This is a genomic window from Arthrobacter sp. P1_D12 (assembly GCF_056406175.1).
The window spans coordinates 1-22580 of record NZ_JBFUAR010000025.1 but is presented as its reverse complement, the minus strand read 5'-3'; the positions used below and the strand labels follow the sequence as shown (position 1 = coordinate 22580).

The 22580-nt window shown below is 67.4% G+C and carries 20 protein-coding genes; all 20 read left to right on the top strand.

What is annotated here, in order from left to right; genetic code table 11:
- The first annotated feature begins 165 nt into the window (after positions 1-165).
- Positions 166-1380: an L-2-hydroxyglutarate oxidase gene (gene lhgO / locus AC1DZV_RS17425; protein WP_476951428.1), complete on the top strand. Its 1215-nt coding sequence runs from the start codon at positions 166-168 to the stop codon at positions 1378-1380.
- A gap of 158 nt (positions 1381-1538) precedes the next feature.
- Complete coding sequence (locus tag AC1DZV_RS17420; RefSeq protein ID WP_476951429.1) at positions 1539-2471, top strand: serine hydrolase; 933 nt, start codon at positions 1539-1541, stop codon at positions 2469-2471.
- Positions 2472-2932: 461 nt separating this feature from the next.
- Entirely contained in the window at positions 2933-3598 is a 666-nt protein-coding gene (locus tag AC1DZV_RS17415) for a response regulator transcription factor (RefSeq protein ID WP_028275840.1), read from the top strand.
- A gap of 35 nt (positions 3599-3633) precedes the next feature.
- Positions 3634-5175: a sensor histidine kinase gene (locus AC1DZV_RS17410; protein WP_476951430.1), complete on the top strand. Its 1542-nt coding sequence runs from the start codon at positions 3634-3636 to the stop codon at positions 5173-5175.
- A 302-nt stretch (positions 5176-5477) separates the two neighbouring features.
- A complete protein-coding gene (locus AC1DZV_RS17405) occupies positions 5478-6710 on the top strand; it encodes a glycosyltransferase family protein (protein WP_476954233.1) in 1233 nt (410 codons plus the stop codon).
- Entirely contained in the window at positions 6697-7917 is a 1221-nt protein-coding gene (locus AC1DZV_RS17400; protein WP_476951432.1) for a glycosyltransferase, read from the top strand. Before AC1DZV_RS17405 ends, AC1DZV_RS17400 begins: the two co-directional genes overlap by 14 nt.
- Positions 7914-9089: a glycosyltransferase gene (locus tag AC1DZV_RS17395; RefSeq protein ID WP_476951433.1), complete on the top strand. Its 1176-nt coding sequence runs from the start codon at positions 7914-7916 to the stop codon at positions 9087-9089. The genes AC1DZV_RS17400 and AC1DZV_RS17395 overlap by 4 nt, the downstream gene beginning before the upstream one ends.
- Before the next feature lie 323 nt (positions 9090-9412).
- Positions 9413-11155, top strand: a complete 1743-nt coding sequence (locus tag AC1DZV_RS17390) for an ABC transporter ATP-binding protein (protein ID WP_476951434.1) — start codon at positions 9413-9415, stop codon at positions 11153-11155.
- Positions 11152-12459 carry a phosphotransferase family protein gene (locus tag AC1DZV_RS17385; protein WP_476951435.1) on the top strand — a complete coding sequence of 436 codons (1308 nt, stop codon included), beginning with the start codon at positions 11152-11154 and terminating at the stop codon, positions 12457-12459. The genes AC1DZV_RS17390 and AC1DZV_RS17385 overlap by 4 nt, the downstream gene beginning before the upstream one ends.
- Entirely contained in the window at positions 12456-13586 is a 1131-nt protein-coding gene (locus tag AC1DZV_RS17380; protein ID WP_476954232.1) for a phosphotransferase, read from the top strand. The genes AC1DZV_RS17385 and AC1DZV_RS17380 overlap by 4 nt, the downstream gene beginning before the upstream one ends.
- A 5-nt stretch (positions 13587-13591) precedes the next feature.
- Positions 13592-14719, top strand: a complete 1128-nt coding sequence (locus AC1DZV_RS17375) for a phosphotransferase (RefSeq protein WP_476951437.1) — start codon at positions 13592-13594, stop codon at positions 14717-14719.
- 84 nt (positions 14720-14803) lie between these two features.
- Positions 14804-15640, top strand: coding sequence for an alpha/beta fold hydrolase (locus AC1DZV_RS17370; RefSeq protein ID WP_476951438.1), 837 nt, complete (start codon positions 14804-14806; stop codon positions 15638-15640).
- A gap of 158 nt (positions 15641-15798) precedes the next feature.
- Positions 15799-16296, top strand: coding sequence for a 2-oxo-4-hydroxy-4-carboxy-5-ureidoimidazoline decarboxylase (gene uraD, locus AC1DZV_RS17365; RefSeq protein WP_476951439.1), 498 nt, complete (start codon positions 15799-15801; stop codon positions 16294-16296).
- A complete protein-coding gene (gene uraH, locus AC1DZV_RS17360; protein WP_028275849.1) occupies positions 16293-16634 on the top strand; it encodes a hydroxyisourate hydrolase in 342 nt (113 codons plus the stop codon). Before uraD ends, uraH begins: the two co-directional genes overlap by 4 nt.
- 443 nt (positions 16635-17077) lie before the next feature.
- The gene (locus tag AC1DZV_RS17355) at positions 17078-18418 is read left to right on the top strand and encodes an MFS transporter (protein WP_476954231.1); all 1341 of its coding nucleotides are present in this window, start codon (positions 17078-17080) and stop codon (positions 18416-18418) included.
- 69 nt (positions 18419-18487) lie between these two features.
- Positions 18488-19171, top strand: a complete 684-nt coding sequence (locus AC1DZV_RS17350) for a GntR family transcriptional regulator (protein ID WP_476954230.1) — start codon at positions 18488-18490, stop codon at positions 19169-19171.
- Positions 19168-19953 (top strand): aspartate/glutamate racemase family protein, encoded by a 786-nt coding sequence (locus AC1DZV_RS17345; RefSeq protein WP_476954229.1) that lies wholly within the window; start codon positions 19168-19170, stop codon positions 19951-19953. The genes AC1DZV_RS17350 and AC1DZV_RS17345 overlap by 4 nt, the downstream gene beginning before the upstream one ends.
- A 25-nt stretch (positions 19954-19978) precedes the next feature.
- Entirely contained in the window at positions 19979-21442 is a 1464-nt protein-coding gene (locus tag AC1DZV_RS17340) for an amidohydrolase family protein (RefSeq protein ID WP_476954228.1), read from the top strand.
- 8 nt (positions 21443-21450) lie between these two features.
- A complete protein-coding gene (locus tag AC1DZV_RS17335; protein WP_476951442.1) occupies positions 21451-22182 on the top strand; it encodes a maleate cis-trans isomerase family protein in 732 nt (243 codons plus the stop codon).
- Positions 22183-22302: 120 nt separating this feature from the next.
- Positions 22303-22580, top strand: a 278-nt coding sequence (locus AC1DZV_RS17330; protein WP_476954227.1) for a hypothetical protein, incomplete at its 3' end; no start/stop codon positions are given.

The following is a 22580-nucleotide window of genomic DNA, read 5'->3' as shown; positions in this document are numbered from 1 at the left end:
CAGCGTAGTAGAGGCACCGACGCAGCCGCTCACGGGCCTCACTCGCCACGGCCATGCGGCAGCGGTGGACGCCCCTGCCATCGGGGCGCCTTTCGGGATAGGGTCCACAGCAACGGGCGTTGGGGTGCCTGTTGAAGTAGGAGAGCAGACGGGAAGGTGGCGCGAATGGCGGCTCGGATCGGGATCATTGGCGGCGGGATCGTGGGTATGGCGATTGCCCGCGCCCTGGTCCGCACCGGGGGCTTTCACGTCACGGTTTTGGAAAAGGAACACCGCGTGGCCGCGCACCAGACCGGCCACAACTCCGGGGTGGTCCACGCCGGCCTCTACTACCAGCCGGGATCGCTAAAGGCCGTCCTGTGCGCCCGCGGACGGGCCCTCACCCGCGATTACTGCCGCGACAAGGGCCTGCCATACCGCGAGCTCGGAAAGCTGGTGGTCGCCGTGACCGAGGCGGAGCTGCCGCGGCTCGACGAGATCGAACGCCGCGCCCGGGAGAACAGCGTTCCGGGGGTGAAACGGCTCACCGGGGCAGAACTGCGCGAGATCGAGCCGCACGCCGCCGGCGTCGCGGCGGTCCACTCCCCACAAACCGCCGTCGTGGATTACGCCGCCATTACCGAGGCCATGGCACAGGACGTGCGGCTCGGCGGCGGATCGGTGCTGCTGGGCCAGGAGGTGGTGGCCGTCAGCGACGCGCGCGGCACCGTGCACGTCTCCACGGCGGCAGCCACGCATGCTTTCGACCGGCTGGTGGTGTGTGCCGGGCTCCAGTCGGACGTGGTGGCACGGATGGTCGGGGCCAGCCCGTCGCCCGCGATCCTGCCGTTCCGCGGCGAGTACTGGGTGATGGCTGCCGCCAGGAGCCACCTTGTGCGCGGGATGATCTACCCGGTGCCGGACCCGCGCTTCCCGTTCCTGGGCGTGCACTTCACCCGCGGCGTGTACGACGACGTCCATGTCGGCCCCAACGCGGTGCCGGCCCTGGCCCGGGAGGGCTACTCATGGACCAGGGTGTCCCTGCCGGACACCCTGGCCTCGCTGCGCTGGCCCGGCGCCGCGGCCCTGGCACGGAAGCACTGGCAAATGGGCGCCCGGGAGATCTCGGCATCGCTGCTAAAGCCCCTGTACTTCCGTCAGGCCCGGCAGTTCCTGCCCGAGCTGGAATCCGGCGACCTCGCACGGAAGGCCGGTGCCGGGGTCCGGGCCCAGGCCTGGGCTGCGGACGGCTCCCTGCTGGATGACTTCGCCGTGGACCGGCTCGGCCCCATCACCCTGCTGCGCAATGCGCCGTCCCCTGCCGCAACCTCCGCCCTGGCGATCGCCAACTACGTCCTGGAGCATCACCTCCAGATCGCCCCGAACCGGCTGTCGGCCTAACCGTCTGGGGTCTGCAGACCCGGCCAGAACGACGCACTAGGCCGCGCCTACCGTCAAAAACACCCCGGTTTTGATAGAACTTGCTGTGACCCCACATCGAAACCATCGGCCCGGCACCCGTGACGGGCATCCCGCTGAGTCCGGAGAGGCCCACGCACATGACGAATCCGGGCCCCCGGCCGGCCGCTCCCACGCACCGCAGGAACGTGGTGCTCGTCTGGGCCGCCGCGGTGCTGGTGCTGGCCGCCGTCGTGGTCCTCGGCGCGATCCGCACCGCACCCGGCAGCGATTCCCACACCCGTGACTTCCTGACCCGCGACGTCCTGACCGGTGACGTCCTGACCGTCGCCCAGCAGCAGGAGCCGGGTCCGGCGGAGACCGCACCGGCAGCCCCGGCCGCCGCCGTCGACCTTCCCGCCGAGATGCAGCGGATCATCGGCGCGCACCCCGATCACCGGATCGGCGTCGCCGTGCTGGACACCCGCGACGGCCAGCTGCAGAGCTACGGCGACGTGGCACCGTATACGGCGGCGAGCACCGCGAAGGTCCTGACGGCCGCCGCCTACTACCACCTGGTGGAAACCGGCGATAAGTCACTCGATGCTCCCCTGGGCGCGTTCAATGCCGCGTTCCAGCTCAAAGCCATGATCAACACCAGCAGCGACGACTCATGGCTCCTTCTGATGCGGGACATCGGCTACCCCAACCTCACCGCCTACGCCGCCACCCTCGGCATCACCTACGATCCCGAGCAAAACCTGGTGGCCCCGACGGACATGGCGCGGCTCCTGGCGCAGCTCACCACGGGCAAGCTGCTCAACGCCGATCACACCGCGGAGCTGCTCGGCTACATGCAGCACACCAATGACGAGGACCTCATCCCGGCCGCCGTCGCGCCCGGCATCACGGTCCACCACAAGTACGGCGTGGTGCAGGGCTACGTCCACGACGCCGCCCTGCTCAGCGCCGCCGACCGCTCCTACGCGGTGGTCATTTACACGTGGGGCCCTGACGACGCCGACAGTGCGGACCGTCTGGACCTCATCCACGACTTGACTCGCCAGCTCACCGGCGCGCTTTTTGGGCGGTGATGGTGAGGTCCCTGTTAATAGCCTGAAAATCAACCGATCAAAGGTGGCGCAGGCTCCATTACGGGGGCAGGATGAAAGAAGCGGGAATAGTCTCAGCCGCAGCTGCCCGATGGAACCCCACGCCGTGGGGCCGTCCTCTGGAGGAGCACCAGATGTCCATTCCTTCTGAATCAAGAACGTTCAGTCGCCCCGACGCAGGGGCCTCTTGTCCAGCGCGCGGTCCAGCACGTCCCGCCGCGCCGCCCTGACGGGTCCGCACCAGCTCAACCGCCGGCCCCACACAGCGGGGCACGGGTCCGGCCCGCACTCCGGGCTGATCGAGGCTGCTGGGGCCCCGGAATTCCTCCCAGTCACAGGTAGGAGACGCCGCAGTATTGGAGCAGGCCTAGGATCCCGCGAAGAGGACCGTGCAGATGCGCGGCTAGGGGGCCTTCCGGAGCCGGGCTGTCCAGGGAGTCACCTTGACCCGCATCCTCATTGCAGAAGACGAAGAACGCATCTCCCGCTTCATCGAAAAGGGCCTGCGCGCGGCCGGCTACGTTCCCACGGTGGTCGCCGACGGCGTCACGGCCGTGGACTACGCCTCCAGCGGCGAATTCGATCTCCTGCTCCTGGACATCGGACTCCCGCGCCTGGACGGGTACGCCGTCCTCGCGGCACTGCGCCGCGGCCAGGTGGGCATCCCGGTCATCTTCCTCACGGCCCGCGGATCATCCAGCGACACCGTCGCAGCGCTGGAGGGCGGCGCCGACGACTACATCGTCAAGCCTTTCCACTTCGAGGAACTCGTGGCCCGCATCAAGGCCCGGATCCGCAAGTCGGACACAGGCGATGTGCTGGCAGGAAGCGTTATGCGCTACGGGCCCCTGGAACTGAACCTGCTCACCCACTCCGTCAGCGTCGACGGCAGGATGGTGGAACTCTCCGCCCGCGAATTCGCGCTGGTGGAAATGTTCCTGCTCCACCCCGGGCAGGTCCTGAGCCGGCAGCAACTGCTCAGCCATGTCTGGGGCTACGACTTCGATGGCACGTCCAACGTGGTGGATGTGTACGTGCGCCAGTTGCGGATGAAACTCGGCGCGGACCGGATCCTCACCACCCGCGGCGCCGGGTACCGCCTCAGCTAGGCACAGCAAGCTGATCCGCGCAGGAAGGGAACAGAGTGGCCACCTCGGATGAACATCCCAGTGAAGACGGCCAGGCCGCGCCGGCGGTTGCCTTCCCTGAGGCGGAAACCCAGGACCCGTCCGGCTGGGGCGCAAAGTTCCACTCGGTGCGTTTCCGGGTGGTGGCCGCCATGCTGGGCATGATGCTCGCCGGAGTGGTCACGGCCGGGATGGTCACGTTCGTGGTGCAGTTCCAGGAGGCTGACGCCAGGATCGACCAGGCGGTTCTGGACAAGGCCAACGCCGTGGTCAAGCTCGTCCAGACCAACAAAAAAACGTCCGGAGACTACGCCAACAGGACGTACATCAGCGCACTTCACGAGGCCGCGGAGGATATCGAGCCGCGCAGCAACGAGGTCATGGCAGGGATAGTGGATGGGCATGTGGCATGGACCGTGGAGGGCAACGGGGACAGCAACCTCCTGAACAACAGCATGTTGGCCGACGCCGCCGGGCTCAGCAACCCGGCCGGCGCATCCTTCGGCGAGCTGAACTCAGACGGCCGTCCGCTCAGGACAGTGGTGGTGCCCATGAAGGGCGCCCCCGGGACATTCTTCCTGGTCGGCCGGGACGCGGGCGACCAGCGCGAGCACAACGCCAGCTCGGTCCGGACGTATTCGCTGGTGGCCCTCGGCATGCTCCTGGCTGCCGCAGTGATCGGCAGCGTGGTTGCCGGCCGGCTGCTCGATCCGCTCCGCCGTATGCGTGAGACGTCCCGGGCGGTGGGCCCGGAGGACCTCACGCAGCGGGTCGAGGTGCGCAAGGGCGAGGACGACGTCACCCTGCTCGCCAAGACCTTCAACACCATGCTGGAAAGACTCGATGAGGGCGCCCAGCAACAGCAGCAGTTCCTGGACGACGCCGGCCATGAACTGCGGACCCCGCTGACCATTCTCCGCGGGCACCTCGAGCTCGTGACAGTCGATGATCCGGACGATGTCATTGCCACCAGGGACGTGCTGTTGGACGAGGTGGACCGGATGCAGCGCCTGGTGGACGACCTCCTGCTGCTCGCCAACTCCGGCGAGATCGGCTTCATCCAGCGTGAACCCGTCCGGGTCCCGGAACTCCTGGATCAGGTCATGGAGAAAGTGCACGTCCTGGCCGACCGGCACTGGCAGATCGATGAAAGAGCTGACTATGTGGTGGAAGCGGATCCGCAGCGCCTCACCCAGGCACTGGTCCAGCTCGCCGCGAACGCCGTCAAGTACACCGGGCTGTCCTCCACCATCGCGCTCGGCTCCCGGATTGAGCGCCCGAAAACGAGCGACGGCACCTCGCTGCCCCCGCAGGACACCCTTGTGCTGTGGGTGCGCGATGACGGGATCGGCATCGCCGCCGAAGACCAGCAACGGATCTTCGAACGGTTCGGCCGGGCGCACACGGGCCGCGGCGTGGAGGGCTCGGGACTGGGCCTTGCCATTGTCGCGGCCATCGCACAGGCGCACGGGGGCGTGGCCACGGTGGAATCCGAATACGGCCACGGGGCCACGTTCCTGATCCGGATCCCCCTGCAGTCCTCCGGCGTCCGCGTCTGACCTGGTCCGCCGTCTTACCTTGCCCGCCCTTACCTTGCCCGCCGTCTGGCCTGGCCCACACCTGCCGGTGTCCGTGCCTAAGCGCGGCGCCGCAAACGCGGGCCTTTGGATGAGGAATCCTTAATCTTCCCCTCATCCCATCCTCACTCTCGGGGCGCACGCTGGTGCATAACATCAGACAGCACCGGCCCGGACACAGTCGCGTTCGCGACCGTGTCCGGGGGCACCGGGGGCGGGGGAGGATTGTTGTGGAGCCATTGCGGATAGTGCTGTACTCACATGATTCAGTGGGTCTGGGACATGTGCGTCGGAATCTGGCACTGGCCCACGCGCTGAACAATCAGCTTCCCGGCCTGATCGGCCGCCCCGTCACCGGAATCCTCATCACGGGCACAGCCCTCGCACCGGCATTCCGGTTGCCCGAGGGGTGGGACTGGGTGCTCCTTCCCGGTGTGGCGAAGGGTTCCGCGGGCTACCTGCCGCGGAACCTGACCCTGCCCATGGGGGAGCTCGTGCCATTGCGGGCCAGGCTGCTGCAGGCAACGCTGGCCGGCTTCTCCCCCCACCTCGTGGTGGTGGACCGGCACGCCACGGGCGTTCATGGCGAACTCGAAACAGCCTTGCGCCACGCCCGCACCGCCGGGCCCGTGCGCGTGGTGCTGGGCCTCCGCGAAGTCCTTGACTCGCCCGCCGCCGCCCTCGCCGAATGGGCCAGGGTGGGCGGTCCCCGCGTGGTGAAGGACCTGTTCGATGCAATCTGGGTCTACGGCGATCCCGCAGTCCACGATCCCGTAGCCGCCGGCGAAATACCGTTCGCCCTCCGAAAGCTCATCCGGTACACGGGCTACCTCGCTGTGGGGCGCCCTTCGGCCTCCGGCACCAGCTGCATGCCCGGGCGGTACTGCATGACGACGGTCGGCGGCGGCTCGGACGGCTATGCCCTGGCCAGCGTCGCCGTCGCCACGCCGGTCCCGGACGGGCTGGGACACCTCGTGGTCGCCGGACCGCAGATGCCCGCCGAGCAGCTCGACGACCTCCGGCAGCGGGCCCGCCCCGGCGTCAAAGTGGTCGCCGCAGTCGATGACATCGTGTTCCACATCCGGCACGCCGGCGCCGTCGTGGCCATGGGCGGCTACAACACGGTGTGCGAAATCATGAGCACCCCTGTTCCGGCCCTGATCGTGCCCCGCACGCAGTCGCGCGCCGAGCAGCGGATCAGGGCCGCCTCCCTCGCCGCGGCCGGGTACCTGGAGCAACACGAGATTGACTCGCTGACGCCGGAGATTCTGGCAGCCTGGCTGGCTGCCCGGTTCGGCACCACCGTGGACCGCCGTCGTGCGGTGCTGGACGGCCTGATCCGGGTTCCGCAGCTGGCCGCTGAGCTGCTGCGGCCGCTGGCCACTACCGAGCTGGCCCATGCGGATCGGGACAGTGCCGATCAGGTCACCGCCGAACGGGCCAGTGCCGAACATTTCAGCGCGGACGAAAGCGATGCCGCAGCGGGCGTGAAAGGTGCCAGCCGTGTCGCCGTTTGAACCCGGGACGGCGTACGTCCTGAAGATGTACCCGCGGTTCTCCGAAACGTTCATCGTTTCGGAGATCCTGGCCCGCGAGGCCGCCGGGGACCGGATCGAAATCTTCTCGCTCCGTCCCACCGACGACCCCCGGTTCCACCCCGAGCTCGCCCGGGTCCAGGCACCGGTGACGTACATTGACCGGCCCATCAAGACTGTGGCCCTGTGGGAAAGCCTCCGGATGGCCGACGCGGCCGGGCTCACAGCCGCCGTCGGCCGGAATTTGGGCGAACTCGCCGCCGCCTCGGCAGACGACGCCGTGCAGGCCATCAACCTGGCCACCGCGCTGCAGGACCGCAACATCCGGCACATGCACGTCCACTTCGCCTCAGGATCAACCACCGTGGCCCGGCTGACGTCCCTCATTACCGGCATCCCGTTCTCGTTCACCGCGCACGCGGTGGACATCTTCCATGAATCGGTCCAGGACGAGGACCTGCGGCTCAAGCTCGAGCAGGCCCACCACGCCGTGACCATCAGCCAGTACAACATGCGCTACCTGCGCCGCCGCTTCCCGTCCTCGACGGCCCGGCTCCATCTGGTGCGCAACGGCCTGGAGCTGGAGCGCTTCCCGTACCGTGAGCCCTGGCCGCTCGAAGCCACCCTCCGGATCGCCGCCGTCGGGCGCCTGGTGGAGAAAAAGGGCTTCCAGTATCTGTTGCCCGCGGCCGCCGAACTGCTGGACCAAGGGGTCAAACTGGACCTCCGGATCGCCGGTACCGGGCTCATGGCCGAGGAACTGGAGGCCGGCATCGGCCAGCTCCGACTCGGCGCCCATGTCCGCCTCCTCGGCCCGCAGACCCAGGACCAGGTCCACGAGCTGCTCCACTCCTCCGATGTCTTCGTGGCGCCCTGCGTGGTCGGCGCCGACGGCAACGCGGACGGCATGCCCACGGTCCTGCTCGAGGCCATGGCCACGGGCGTCCCCTGCGTCAGCACGTCCGTCACCGGGATCCCCGAAGTAGTCCGGAACGGCTCCACCGGGGTCCTGGTCCGGCCGGGCAACCCGCACGCCCTGGCCCGCGGCATCTGCACGCTCGGCTCCCCGGCCACGGACAGGCTTGCCATGTCCCGCAACGCCCGCGCCCTGATCGAGGAGGACTACGACGTCCACCGCCAGGCCGAGCTCCTGAGGTCCCTCTCCCGTTCTGAAAGGAGAGTCGCATGACCCGCGTGGCCTATCTCTGCGCCGACCCCGGCGTTCCTGTCTTCGGCACCAAGGGCTCCTCCGTCCATGTCCAGGAAATCGTCCGGGCGTGGCGCGGCACCGGCGCCGCCGTCACCGTCTACTGCACCCTGCTCGGCACCGAGCGGCCCAGCGATCTTGCCGATCTCGACGTCGTCGAAGTCAAGCCGGAATCCGTCCCCGCCTCCGCGCGTGAACGGGCGGTCCAGGACGCCGCGCTGGGCCTGGCGGACGAGGTCCTGCGCAACGGTTGCGGGCTGTTCTACGAGCGGTATTCGCTGTTCAGCCCGGCATTGTCCGTGGTGGCCCGCATCCTGGACGTGCCGTCCGTTCTTGAGGTCAATGCTCCGCTGATCGAGGAGCAGCAGCGGTACCGCCAGCTGCTCGATGTGAAGAAGGCTGAGACGGTGTTCCGCCGCAACGCCGCGACGGCCGACGTCGTGGCCTGCGTCTCGGATCCCGTGGTCCGCTGGGTGCGGGCGCGGGTGCCGACCGCCAGGACCGTGCTGGCGCCGAACGGAGTCAACGTCGAACGGATCACGGCCCGCCGCCCCGGACGCCGGAATCCGGACCACCTCACGGTCGGGTTCGTCGGAACCTTGAAGCCTTGGCACGGTGTCCCCGGCCTGCTGCACGGTGTCGCCCTGGCCAACCAGCAGACCGCGGACCCGGGCCTGCGCTGGCAGCTCCATGTGGTGGGTGACGGCCCCGGCCGGCAGGACCTCGAACGCCTCGCCGAATCCCTCGGCGTGCCGACGGTGTTCTCGGGCCCCGTCGCGCCGGCGGCGGTGCCCGGCTTCCTGGCAGATTTCGACGCCGCCGCCGCACCCTATCCCCCGGACGGACCTGGCCAGGACGATTACTTCTCGCCGCTGAAGGTTTTTGAGTACATGGCAGCCGGGCTGCCTGTGATCGCGAGCGCCGTGGGCCAGATCCCGTCCATCATCCAGGACGGCCGCACCGGGATCCTCGTCCCGCCCGGGGACCCCGCCGCGCTCGCGGACGCCCTCCTCCGGCTCGGCGAAGATCCGAATTTGCGGGAAAGGCTGGGGCTCGAGGCCCGCAACGACGCCGTGCAGCGGTTCAGCTGGAGCGGGGTGCTGTCCCGGATCACCGGGGCGCTGCCGCCTGCACGCAGACTGGCCAGGCAATGACCACCGATTCCCGGCATCTGCTTCGGAGTCCGGCGGAAAATTATCCCGCGCAGGAGAGCCTCGCGCGGCAGCGCCCTGCTGCCCGGCACCGTCCTGAGGCGCGCCACCGCCCCGCGCAGGAGGCTCCCGCGGAAGCCAGTCCCACGCAGGAGGTCCCCACAGAGACAAGTCCCATGCAGGAGGACCCCACCCGACAGCCACGGAAGCAACGGCGGCGCCCACGACTACGCCCGTTCCGCGCGCGTCGTTCCGCCAAGCCGGAGTCCGGGCTCCGCCGCACGTTGCGGTGCGTCCGCCCGTATTTGCGCGGCCATAGGCTCAGGATGACCATAGGATTCGTGGCCCTTGCCGCTGACGTCCTGCTCCGCCTGCTGGAGCCGTGGCCGGTGAAAATGGTGATCGACGGCGTGTCCCGCTCACTCGGCGCGACCATCAGGAGGCCGGGGCCCACGATCGATGCCAGCGCGGAGACGTTGTTGCTGTGCGGCGGTGCGATAGTGGCCATCAGCATCCTGCGCGCCATTGCCAACTACTGGTCCCAGATTTCATTCGCGTTGGTCGGGTCGAGGATCGCGGCCGACCTCCGGGCGCAGACCTTCCGCCATGTGCAGGGCCTATCCATGCGGCACCACACCCGGACCTCCTCCGGCGACACGGTCCAGCGCATCGTCGCCGATGTGTCGCGGCTGCAGGAAGTCGCCGTCACGGCCGGCCTGCCGTTACTGGGCAACGCGGTAACGCTCGTGGCCATGACCGGGATCATGCTGTGGCTTGACCCATTACTGGCTCTTGTCGTCTTCCTGGCCACTGCCGTGTTTGCCTTCCTCTCCCGGCGCAGTTCCGGCTCCATCACCAGCGCCGCCAGGAAGTCACGTTCGGGCGAAAGCGCCCTGGCCAGCACCGCGTCCCAGACCCTCAGCGCCATGCGCGAGGTGCAGGCCTACGGTCTCGAGGACACCATCAGTTCCAACTTCCGCAACAGCAACAAGGCGGCCCTGGGCACCGGCGTCGTCGCTCTGCGGCTAGCCGCGGGGCTTGAGCGCCGCACCGACGTGCTGATCGGCTTCGCCACCGCCGTCGTCCTGGCCGGCGGCGGCTGGCGCGTGCTGAACCACTCGATGACACCTGGCGACTTGGTGGTGTTCCTCACCTACCTCAAGACCGGGATGAAACCGCTGAAGGACCTGGCCAAACAGACCAGCCGGATAGCCCGGGCCACCGCCTCCGGCGAGCGGGTAGCAGATCTGCTGGAGGCGCAGACCGACCTCCCGGAAGCACCCAACGCGCGCGCCTTGGAAAGCCAGCACCCAGACATCGAGTTCGAGGACGTCGATGCCGGCCACGGCGAAGAAATCGCGGTTCTGCACGAGATCAATCTGCGAATTCCGGCCGGGGAACATCTGGCGCTCATCGGCCCGTCCGGGGCAGGGAAATCGACGTTGGCCAGCCTGGTCCTGCGCATGATCGATCCCATCTCCGGCACGGTCCGCGTTGGGGGCCAGGACCTGCGGGAATGCCAGATCGCGTCCGTGCGCTCCCACGTCTCCATCCTGCTGCAGGATTCCGTGCTCTTCGGAACCACTGTTCGGGAGAACATCAGGTTCGGCCGGCTGGATGCCTCCGACGCGGAAATCGAACACGCCGCGGAGCTGGCCCAGGCCGACGCCTTCATCCGCGCCCTCCCGAACGGTTACGACACGATTCTGGGCGAAGCCGCCAAGGACCTCTCCGGCGGCCAGCGCCAACGCCTCGCGATCGCCCGCGCCATCCTCCGCAAGGCCCCTATCGTGATCCTGGACGAGGCGACCGCCGGGCTCGATCCGGCATCCCGGGATTCGGTCCTCAGCGCCATGGACACACTCACCGAGGGCCGGACCTCCATCACGATCACCCACGACGTCAACGCGGCCCAATCCTGCGACCGTGTGATCTGGCTCGAAGGCGGCGAAATCATCGAAGATGGGTCACCGCAGTCATTGCTGGCCGATCCGGATTCACGCTTTGCCGGCTGGGTCCACCGGCAGCAGACCGCAGAGCCGGGTGAACTGTTCAAGGTGCCGACATGAGTACCGCCCCGCTGGGACAACTGCAGCAGGGCCAACGTCTGCAGGCGCAGCGGCGCGAAGCTGACCGTGTCCTGGCGGCCCGCGACGCCCGGATCCCGGGCCTGAACTGGGTCCTCGACGACGAGCTGCTCTCCGAGCTCCTGGGCGAAAGCGTCCGGATCATCAGGACCCGCTACAAACCGCACTCCTCGGCCCTCGTCGCCTTCCGCCGGGCCGGCTACGGGGCCGGCAGCTACGGCTGGGCGTCGACCGCAACCCCGGAGCACGTCGAGAAACTGCAGCGGCGGGCGGAGCGTTCGCAAAAGCGCGGCGGCGGCATTCGGCTTGTGCAGCCCGATGGTCCGCGCGGGGACGTCGTGGTGGCTGTCGGCCCCATCGAAGAGGACTGGCCCCTGCGCCCCAAGCTGCGGTGGCTCCGGGACCACGGACTCGGACGGCTGGGAGCACTTCCTGCGGCAGAGCGCTTCCTGGACCCCCCGGTCAGCGTGCTGAGATACAACCCGGAGCGCAGGCTCGTTGTCAGGGTCCCTTCGGCGACACTGCCCATCGTCGTCAAGACCGCCGTCCTGGTTGACGAAGCTGCAGCAGGTCCCCGATTGCGGCAGCGGCTGGAGAGCTACGGCATACCGGTCCTGCCCGAACTCGCCGACCCGGAATGCACCGCGCACGGCATCAGTGCCTCCCCGGACTGGGGCCACGGAGACCTGAGCGGCGGCGACAATGATCCGGCCGCCTACCGGACTGGCCAAGCCCTGGCGGCGATCCATGGCATGGACACGGAAACCGGAGCGGACCCGATGGCGGACATGGAGAACCTTGTACGCCAGCTCATGGCCACGCGGTCCATGGTCACCTGCCTGCTCCCCGGGCTCGAGGCTCCGGTGGACGCGCTCTCCCGCCGGCTCCTGGCAGCTGTCGGCGCCGCCAGCCCCCGAAGGCAACAGCCGGTGATGGTCCATGGTGACTTTTCGGCGGACCAGGTCCTGGTGGACGGCCCGGCCATCCGCATCATCGATTTCGACCGCGTGACGACCTCCGACCCGGCGAGGGACCTTGGGTCCTTTGCCGCGGTGGAGGACATCGCAGACCCCGCAGGTGTGGGGCCCTTGGCCGGTGGCCGTAAGACGGCCCAGCTGATCGACGGTTACCGCGAGGCTGGCGGGCACGTATCGCAGGCCAGGGTAGAGACCTGGGCGGCGTTCCGGTTGTTCCTGAACAGCGTCGACCCGTTTCGGAACCGGGCCAGCGACTGGCCGGCCGACACGAGCTGGCATATCCGCCGAGCCCTGGAGTTGATCACATGACCTGGCACCCGCCGCTTTGGAATTACACCGACGACGCCGGTACGGCGTGGCGCGTCCGCAATGCGTGGCCCGATGTGGAACCCGGAGAGTACCTGCTGGAGGTCGAGGCTGCGGGACGCCCCGGTGTCCGGGGAGCACATCTGAGCCATGGCCACTTTGAGATCCTGCCGGAGGACGATCCCGGGCTGCCGGCCCTTCGTACCGAAAGACAGCACGGGGAAATCATTGCCCACTGGCCGTACAGGCGGGCGATCATCCAGGCGGAGGGCTGCTACATCAAGGTCTTCCGGCCCGGCAGGGCCGCGGTCCCGGCCGAACGGTACGCTCAGATAGACCTCCTGCTGGACGCCGGCGCCTTTATGGCGCCCCAGGTGCTTCAGAGCTCCCCGGACACCCTCGTTTTGAGCACCCTCTCCGGACGGACGCTGGGCGAAATCGGCGAGGACTACGTCACGATCGGCGAGAAGGAGTTTGCCGGCGCATGGGAAAAATGGTCCAGCGCGTGGCTCGCCCAGCTGAGCGCGGCGTCTGACGTCAGGAGACAAAACGTTCTGGGGGCCCTCCCGGTCCTTTCACCCGAGGTGGAAGCGAAGGCCGTGGCCAGCAGGTTGAAACTGTGGCTGCACCACACAGAGAATGTTCCGGAACTGTCCACCCAACGCGACACCTTGATCGCCATGGCAGATTACGTCACGGCGAACCTGCTCGGTGCGGCACCGGACCCGCTGGTATGGGCCCACGGAGACCTGCACGACCGGCAGATCATCGCCGGCGACGGCCGGTCCCCGTTCGGACTGCTGGACTTCGACGATACTGCCCGGGCCGAGGCCGCCCGCGACCTCGCCTACCTGGACTTCCATCTGGAGCGGCGAATGTGGCGCAATAACCTAACGTCGGCGCGATACCTAAAGGCCCACACGGAGGTGCTGGCCGTCGCCGAGCAATTGCAGGTCAGCCCGGATCGGTTCGGTGCATACGGGGACGCGCGCTGGTTGCGGCTGGCCTGTTCTTCGTTCCCTTCGGGCTCATTGCTGGCGACCCGCGTTCTCGAGGACCGGGTAAAGCATCGTGAGTCCTTCGGAGCCACCGTCCTGGCCGCCAGCCGGCCCCTCGAATCCCGGAGCTGATCCACATGGGCTGGCACCCGCCCGTCCCGGCCGCCATCCTGGATGCCGACAACTTCGAATGGCAGGTCATACGGTCCTGGCCCGACGACTCCGCGGAGGACTATGTTCTGGAGCTTGCGGCCCCGGATCGGGCAGGAGTCCGGGCAGCCCACCTCCGGGCGGGGCAGCTGGAGCTCCTGCGGGACGGCCGCGACCGGCGCCTCCCCGCCCTGAAGCTCGCTTCGCCGCTGGGGATGGTGGTAGTACACCGGGCCCACAAGCGTGCCGTGGTCCGGGCCGGGGAGCACTACCTCAAGATCTTTCGGGTCCTCCAGGCCGACGAAGCAGTGGGCAGACACGCCCGGATGAACGAGCTCCTCGGCGCCGAGGATTTCCTCACCCCGGATATTGTCTCCAGCAGCCCGGGTTGCCTCACCCTCATGGCGTTGCCCGGGCGCTCCCTGTTCGAGCTGGGAAACGACCCCGGCGTCAGCGATGCGCTGTTCGAACATGCCTGGCAAGAATGGTCGCGGGCCTGGGTCCGGCAGCATTCCCTGGCCCGGACTCCGGCGCACCGCCCTACCCTCGAGGCGCTCCCACCCCGGCCGGCCGCCGTCGAACTGGAAAACCTGCGGCACGCAGTGAACCGATGGCTCGTGCACGCCCGGGACGTTCCGGCGGCTCAGGCGCAGAACATCGCCGTGCGCGTGGCCGCAGGGCAGACCGCCGAAAAGCTGCTCCGGACCGATCCGGATCCGCTGGTGTGGTCCCACGGTGACCTCCACGACAAGCAGATCTTCACGGCGGGTCCCGGGGCTCCTCTGGGGCTGCTGGACTTCGACGAAGCCGGCCGGGCCGAGGCCGCTGCCGACCTCGCAAACCTTGCCGTGCACCTCCAGCTGCGCCTGCGCCAACACCGCTTGAGCGCAGAACGGTACCAAACCGCCCTCCGCCACGTCATCGCCGCTGCCGAGGAACTGCATGTCACCCCGGCGCGCTTCGACGCCTACGCAGCCGCGACCCGCCTGAGGCTCGGCTGCCTGTATTCCTTCCGGCCCCAATGGGCGGACCTGGCGGAGGACTTCCTCATTCCGGATGGTGAACAGGCTCTGGCGGCGGGAGTTCCGGCCGCTAAAGTGGAGGCCACGTACTGACTGCACACCAGATCGAAACCGCCCCACACCGAACCGCCCACACCGAACCACCACGCATTGCGCCGAACCGGGAGGACCGCTGGCATGGCTTACATCAAGGTTGGAACCGAAAACAGCACAGACGTCGAGCTTTACTACGAGGACCACGGATCCGGCCAGGCCGTGGTCCTTATCCATGGCTACCCACTGGACGGCTCGTCGTGGGAGAAGCAGACCGCGGCGCTGCTCGGCGCGGGCTACCGTGTGATCACCTATGACCGGCGCGGCTTCGGACAGTCCAGCAAGCCCACCGAGGGCTACGACTACGACACGTTCGCGGCGGACCTCAACACCATCCTGACCACCCTCGACCTGAACGACGCCGTGCTGGTGGGCTTCTCCATGGGCACCGGCGAGGTGGGCCGCTACCTTGGAACCTACGGCTCTGCCCGGGTGGCGAAAGCCGTGTTCCTGAGCTCCCTTGAGCCATACCTCCTTCAGGCCGAGGACAACCCGGGCGGGGTCCCGCAGTCGGTGTTCGACGGGCTGATGGAGGCCGTGACGGCGGACCGGTACGCTTTCTTCACGGAATTCTTCAAGAACTTCTACAACAGCGAAGCCCTCCTCGGCACCCCCCGGCTCAGCCAGGAGGTCATGAACGCCGGCTGGAACCTCGCCACCAGTGGTGGGGCCACGGCGTCGGCGGCAGCGCAGCCGACCTGGTACACGGACTTCCGTGCCGACATCCCCAAAATTGATGTCCCGGCCCTCATTGTGCACGGCACGGCGGACAACATCCTGCCGATCGATGTCGCGGGCCGCCAATTCGCCAAGGCGCTGCCGAGCGCCGAGTATGTGGAGATCGATGGCGCCCCGCACGGCATGCTGTGGACCCACGCGGCGGAGGTCAACGAGGTCCTGCTGCGGTTCCTGGCGAGTTAGCCGGAACGAACCCTTCGGCTTTCCGCGGTCCGGTTGACACCCGCCACCCGGTACGGTTCAATTTTTTGCATATGCTGAAATAACAGTTCCACGATACGAATATTTTGTCGTATAGCCCTACACCGTGGATGCCAGCATTGACACAAAGGATCTGGCACATGCTGTTGTACGACTTTAATGCCGCCGGACGCGCGGAGGCCGCCGCCGCCCTGCGCCCCTGCCTGGACATCGAGCGATGGATTGAGGAGATCGTCGGCTCGAGGCCCTTCGACAGTACGGAAATCCTCCTCCAAACCGCCGGCCGTGCGGCGGAACCGTTCACCGACGCGGAGGTGGAAGCCGCGCTGGCCCACCATCCCCGCATCGGCGAACGGGCCGCAGGAAACAGCGCGGAGGCCCGGCTCTCCCAATCGGAGCAGGCGAGCCTGGGCGCTCCGGATCCGGCCGTCGCCGCCGCCATCGCCGCCGGGAACCGGAGCTATGAAGAAAAATTCGGCCAGGTCTTCCTGATCCGCGCGGCCGGCCGCAGCCGCGAGGAGATCCTGGCGGCCCTCAACGCCCGGCTCGCCCACACTCCCGAAGAAGAACAATTGGTCATCGGCCAGCAGCTGCGCGAAATCGCGGTACTCCGACTCGAAGGACTGATAGGCGCATGAGTACTTCCCACGTCACTACCCACGTTCTGGACACGGGCTCCGGCAAGCCCGCCGCGGGCGTCGCAGTCACCTTGGACATGCTCGACGGCGAACGCTGGGTCAGGATCGCGGCCGGCGCCACGGACGATGACGGCCGCGTCAAGTCGCTCGGCCCCGACAGCCTGGGCTCCGGCACCTACCGCCTGGGCTTCGACACCGGAGCCTATTACGCGGCTGCCGGGACCGAGACCTTCTTCCCCGAAGTCACACTGACCTTTGCGGTGTCCGAATCGCAGGCCCACTACCACGTGCCGCTTCTGCTGAGCCCCTTCGCCTACTCCACCTATCGGGGCAGCTAAGCCCGGAGCAGCCAAGACCGGCTGCCATCACCACGTCCCACCGTTACCGCCCCCGGCACCACTCCGGGCGCAGGTCTCCCTGCCATGTTCCGGCGCAGCCATGTTCCGGAGCAGCCCGCGCGGCACCCAGGGCCAGTCACAATCGACATTTTCCCGGCGAACCGGGCTGGGAGGCCCGTAACGCTTGACAGTGGCCCACGTCACTCCTAATCTGAATTTTGGGATCCCAAAACGGGATCCCAAAACAAGAAAAGCTTGCCGGGCCCCGCCCTCCCAGATTCTGCACTGATCCGAACCTGATGTCAGCGCTGACATCGGCCCCTTATCAACCGCTCCGATCGACACAGGGCCCGCGCACAGGACGCCCCACACTCCGGCATCCTGACCCTCAAACAAATCCCCCATCACTTACCGGCATGTTTACTCTCTATCAAGGAGAAGTTGTGTCTCTTCCAAATACCGAAACAGCAGTACAGCCCGATGACCTCACAAGCTCCAAGGACGGCGTGCAACGGCGCACGAACGTCCGATGGAAAATGTTCCTCCTCCTGCTGGTCCTCGTCTCCGTAAACTACATCGACCGGGGATCCATCTCTGTTGCCCTGCCCATCATCCAGAAGGAATTCAACATGGCCCCGGAGCTCGTGGGCCTCCTGCTCTCGGCCTTCTTCTGGACCTACGCGCTCATGCAGATCCCGGTCGGCTGGCTGATCGACAAGTTCGGCCCCCGCAAGGTGATGACCGCGTCCTGCGTCGGCTGGGGTGCAGCAACGGCGGCCTCCGGCCTGGCCGGAGGCTTCGTCAGCATGTTCATCGCCCGCCTGGGCATCGGCGTCACCGAGGCCGGCGTCATGCCGGCCGGCGGAAAGCTGAACGCCATCTGGATGCACAAATCGGAACGCGGCCGCGGCGCCACCATCCTTGACGCCGGAGCCCCTTTGGGCGCCGGGCTGGGCGGCATCCTCATCGCAGGCCTGATCGCCTCGACGGGCAGCTGGCGGAGCTCCTTCATCATCGCCGGCGCCGCCACCGTCCTCATGGGCCTCGCCGTCTGGTGGTACGTCCGGGACAACCCCCGCCAGCACCGCGGAGTCAACGACGCCGAGGCCGAGTACATCGAGGCCTCCCACGCCGCCGAGGACGCCGAAGCCGAGCTCGACGGCAGCAAGGGCAAGCGCGCCCTGCTCCCCTACCTGAAGTTCCGTTCCTTCTGGGCCATGTGCTTCGGCTGGCTGGGCTTCAACGGCGTCTTCTACGGCCTGCTCACCTGGGGCCCGCTCTACTTGGCCCAGGCCAAGGGCTTTGACCTGAAGACCATCGGCTGGTCCACGTTCGTGATCTTCGGCGCCGGTTTCGTCGGCGAAATCCTCGGCGGCACCATCGCCGACAAATGGCGGGCATCTGGCGCCTCGGCCAACCGCGTCATGCGCACCCTCCTGGGCACCTCCAGCGTCGTAGTGATCGGCGGCCTTGTCGGTGTCACCGTCGTTGCCGACCCGACGACGGCGGTAGTCCTGCTCTCCGTCGTCATGTTCTTCCTTCGCTGGGTGGGCCTCTTCTGGAGCATCCCTTCGATCCTGGGTGGCCGGACGAACGCCGGCGTCCTGGGCGGCGCGATGAACTTCAGCGGCAACATCTCCGGCTTCGTCACCCCGATCGCGGTCGGCCTGATCGTCGGTGCCACCGGCTCATACACCTGGGCGCTGCTGTACTTCGTGGGATCCGCGATCATCATGGGCGTATCTGTGCTGACCCTGAACTACAACAAGCGGCTCCCTGTCTAAGCTAGGCCACGAAACACTGGTTCCCGAAGCCGGGAACGCAGTGCCATAAAGAACCCGAAATGGAGCAGCATGCTTACCGCAGAAGAAACCCAGGACAAGGAACGCCCCCTCCGGGAGGCCGTCCGGGACACCCTCCGCACCAGGATCTTTGAAGGGCACTACGTTCCCGGCACCAGGCTGGTGGAACGCGACCTCGCCGCCGAATTCAACGTCTCCCGCCTCCCGGTCCGCGAAGCCCTGCGCATGCTGCGTCAGGAAGGCCTCGTCAGCGACCGCGGCGCGCGCGGGGCCGAAGTCAGCTCACTCAGCGCCAAGGACGTGGAGGATCTCTTCGACGTCCGCCAGTCGCTCGAAGTGCTGGCCTGCAGGCTGGCCGCGGCCCGGGCCACGCCAGAAGACCTCAGTGGCCTGGAAGCTTTGCTGGACGCGGCCGAGCTGTCCCTTGCCAGGGGCGCCCTTATGGACGCCCACCGGGCCAACAGCGAATTCCACGATGCCATCACCCGGATCGCGGACAACGGTTTCCTCAAATCCGCGCTCGAACCCCTCCAGGGCCGGATGCACTGGCTGTTCCGGCACGTGAGCGACCTCCCCGAGCTCATCGAGGAGCACCGCGCCCTCTACGCCGCGATCGCCAGCGGGGACCCGGACCGGGCGGCAGCCCAGTCGGCGTCCCACATCGACAAATACCGGGAACAGTTTCCTGAGGATTTCCGCCGGACCGAACCCGACCTTCATCGGAAGAAGAAATGAAACTCCTTGTCATCAACCCCAACATCAGCAACGATGTCACTTCGCTGATCGAATCCGAAGCCCGGCGTTCAGCCTCGCCCGGAACCGAACTGGTAGTCCGGACCGCCGGCCACGGCGTCGAATACATCGAAACCCGCTTTGAATCGCTGATCGCCGCCGGTGCCGTCGCCGAAATCATCGCAGAGTACACTCGCGACGGCGCCAGCGTCGACGGCGTGGTGGTCGCCGCATTCGGCGACCCAGGGATGCCGGCGCTGAAGGAACTCGCCGACGTCCCCGTCATCGGAATTACCGAGGCGGCACTCTGCGCCGCCGCCCTGCAGGGGCACCGGTTCTCGATCATCGCCATCTCGGACCGCATCCGGCCCTGGTATCTGGACTGCGTTGAACGGTTCGGGCTCGCCGGCCGGCTGGCCTCGATCCGCTCCATCAACGAGAGCCTCAACGGCATCGGTTCCGTGCAGCAGGACTTCAAGGAGACCCTGCTGGCGCTCAGCCGCCAGGCCGTCGCCGAGGACGGGGCCGACGTCGTGATCCTCGCCGGCGCGCCGCTCGCCGGACTTGCCCGCGAGCTTGCAGGCCAGATCCCCGTCCCCGTGGTGGACGGCATTTCCGCTGGCATCCAGATGGCCCAGTCCGTAGTCAACCTCCAGTCCGGTCCGCACCGGGCCGGCGCCTTCGCGCCGCCACCGGTCAAGGCCCGCAAGGGGCTTTCGAAAAACCTCCATGCCGCCCTCACGACGGCGCAGCACGCCACCGGGCTGCCCGCATCGTCCCACTAATTTTCTTTCTCGAAGGAGGACAACGATGTCCCACACCCCAGACCTTGTCATTGCCAACGGCACCGTGGTCAACAGTTTCGGCCGCCAGAATGTGCACGTCGTGGTGCACGGCAGAACGATCGTCCAGCTCGTGGACGCTTCTGAGGCGGTCCCCGCTGCCGCCAGGACCATCGACGCCGCCGGCCAGCTGGTGATTCCGGGTGGCGTGGACGGCCACTGCCATGTCGCCCAGGTAACCGGACGGTTCCGTACCCTGGACGACTACCGGACAACATCCACCGCTGCCCTCTGGGGCGGCACCACCACCATTATCGACTTCGGCATCCCCCGCGACGCCCGCGAGACCCCGCTGGCTGCCGTCCTGCACAAGAAGGAACTAGCCCGCGAGTCCCGCTGCGACGTCGCCCTGCACGGCTCCGTGGTCAGCTGGGACGAGACTGTGCCGTGGCAGCTGGAGCAACTCGCCGTCGAGGGCGTCCGTTCGGTCAAGATGTACACCACAAACCGGGGCACCACCATGGCCGACGGGGACACCATCCTGAGGGTCATGCGCGAGATGGTCCGGCTCGACGGCCTTACCTACATCCACGCCGAACACGATCCCATCATTGCCGACTGCACCCAGCAGCATGCGGACGACGGCCGCATCGGCATCGAACACCTGCACCGGACCCGGCCCGAACTCGCGGAGGAGATCTCGGTCAAGGAGACCCTGGCGATGGCCGAGTACACCAACGCTCCCGTCTACTTTGTGCACCAGTCCACGCCGGGGGCCGTAGACCTCGTCGCCGGGGCCCGCAGCCACGGAATGGACGCCTTCTCGGAAACGTGCCCGCACTACCTCACCCTGGACGACACCGTCTACGGCACGTCCTTCCCCGAGTGGTACGCCTGCTGCCCGCCGATGCGCAGCCCCGAGACCGTCGCCGCGCTGCGGGACCGGCTTGCCGCCGGAGCCATCCACACGGTGGCCTCGGACCACTCCTGCTACGACCTCACGCAAAAGTGCGAGCGGTCCGATGACATCCGCGCCATGCCGCACGGCCTGCCGGGAGTGGAAACCCGCATGCCTGTCACCTTCACCGCCATGATGGACGCCACCGGCGGGGCAGCCCGGGTGGAGGATTTCGTGGAAGTGTTCGCCGCCGGTCCGGCCCGGATCAACGCCCTGCCGGGCAAGGGAACGATCGCAGCAGGGTACGACGCCGACCTCGTCGTCTTCGATCCCGCACAGGAACGCACCGTTGACGGCGCTGCCCTGCACATGGGAACGGATTTCTCGCCGTTCGACGGCAGGACGCTCACCGGCTGGCCCGCCGTCGTGGTCTCCGCCGGACGCGTGGTGCTGGACGCCAGCGGCTTCCATGACCCCGGCCCCGTGGGCCGGTTCGTGGCCCGCAACGGTTTCCGCGAACACCAGGCCGCCACGGCCGCCGGCCCCGTCAGCGCCACCCCCGCCCCCGCCGCTGTCTACCCCGCTGCCCGCTAGGAGCACCCATGCCTTCCGTAACCCGCCCCACCCGTATCGGCATGATCGTGCCGTCCTCCAACACCTGCCTGGAGCCGCAAAGCTACCGGATCCTCGGCGACCGCGACGACGTGACAATCCACTTCGCCAGGATCCAGGTCACGCGGATCGCCCTCGACGATTCCTCCGACCGGCAATTTGATGCCCCGGCAATGCGGGCCGCCGCCGAGATCCTGGCGACCGCCGACGTCGACGTCATCGCGTGGAACGGCACTTCAGGATCGTGGCTCGGCGCCGATCACGACCGCGAACTCGTCAAGGGAATACAGGACGCCACCGGCATTCCCGCCACCACCTCCACACTGGCCTACATGGAGGCCTTCCGGTCGTTCGGCACCGAGCGGATCGGGCTGTTCACCCCGTACACGGAGGACGTCAACGAACGGATCGTGGCGTCCTACGAACGGGACGGGATCAAAACACTTGACCACCGTTTCCTCGGCCTGAGCGACAACGAATCATTCGCCCGGGTCTCCGACGCCGAGATGCGGCCCGGATCGCTGGAACTTGCGGCACAGAACCCGGACGCGCTCGTGTACCTCTGCACTAATCTCTACGGTGCCAACATCGCGGAGGAAATCGAGGCGGCCATGGGCGTTCCCGTGCTCGATTCGGTGGCCGTGACCCTTTGGCACTGCCTCAAAATGGCCGGCGCCCCGCTGCTCTCCCCGCGGTGGGGAAGGCTGCTCACCTCAGCCTGACCGCCAAGGCACCGACCTTCCAACCGATTGTGACTGCCGGGCCGCGGTGATGCGCCGCTGATGTTGACGCGCCCCAACCCCTCTCGATAATCTCGAAATGCAAGAAAGTTTTTTCACATAATGAAAAATATTGATCACCATTCAACGATGAAGAGTGAGGTGGACGTGGCTGCAGGAGAAGATACCTCCCATATCCTCAGCGGGTTGACAAACCAGCTGCCTGATCGTGATCCGGAAGAGACCGCCGAATGGCTGGAGTCCCTGGATACCCTGATTCAGGAACAAGGCACCGAACGTGCCCAGTACATTATGCGAAGCCTGCTCCAGCGGGCCGGCGCGCAGAGCGTGGGTGTTCCGATGGTCACCACCACGGACTACGTCAACACCATCCCGGTCGA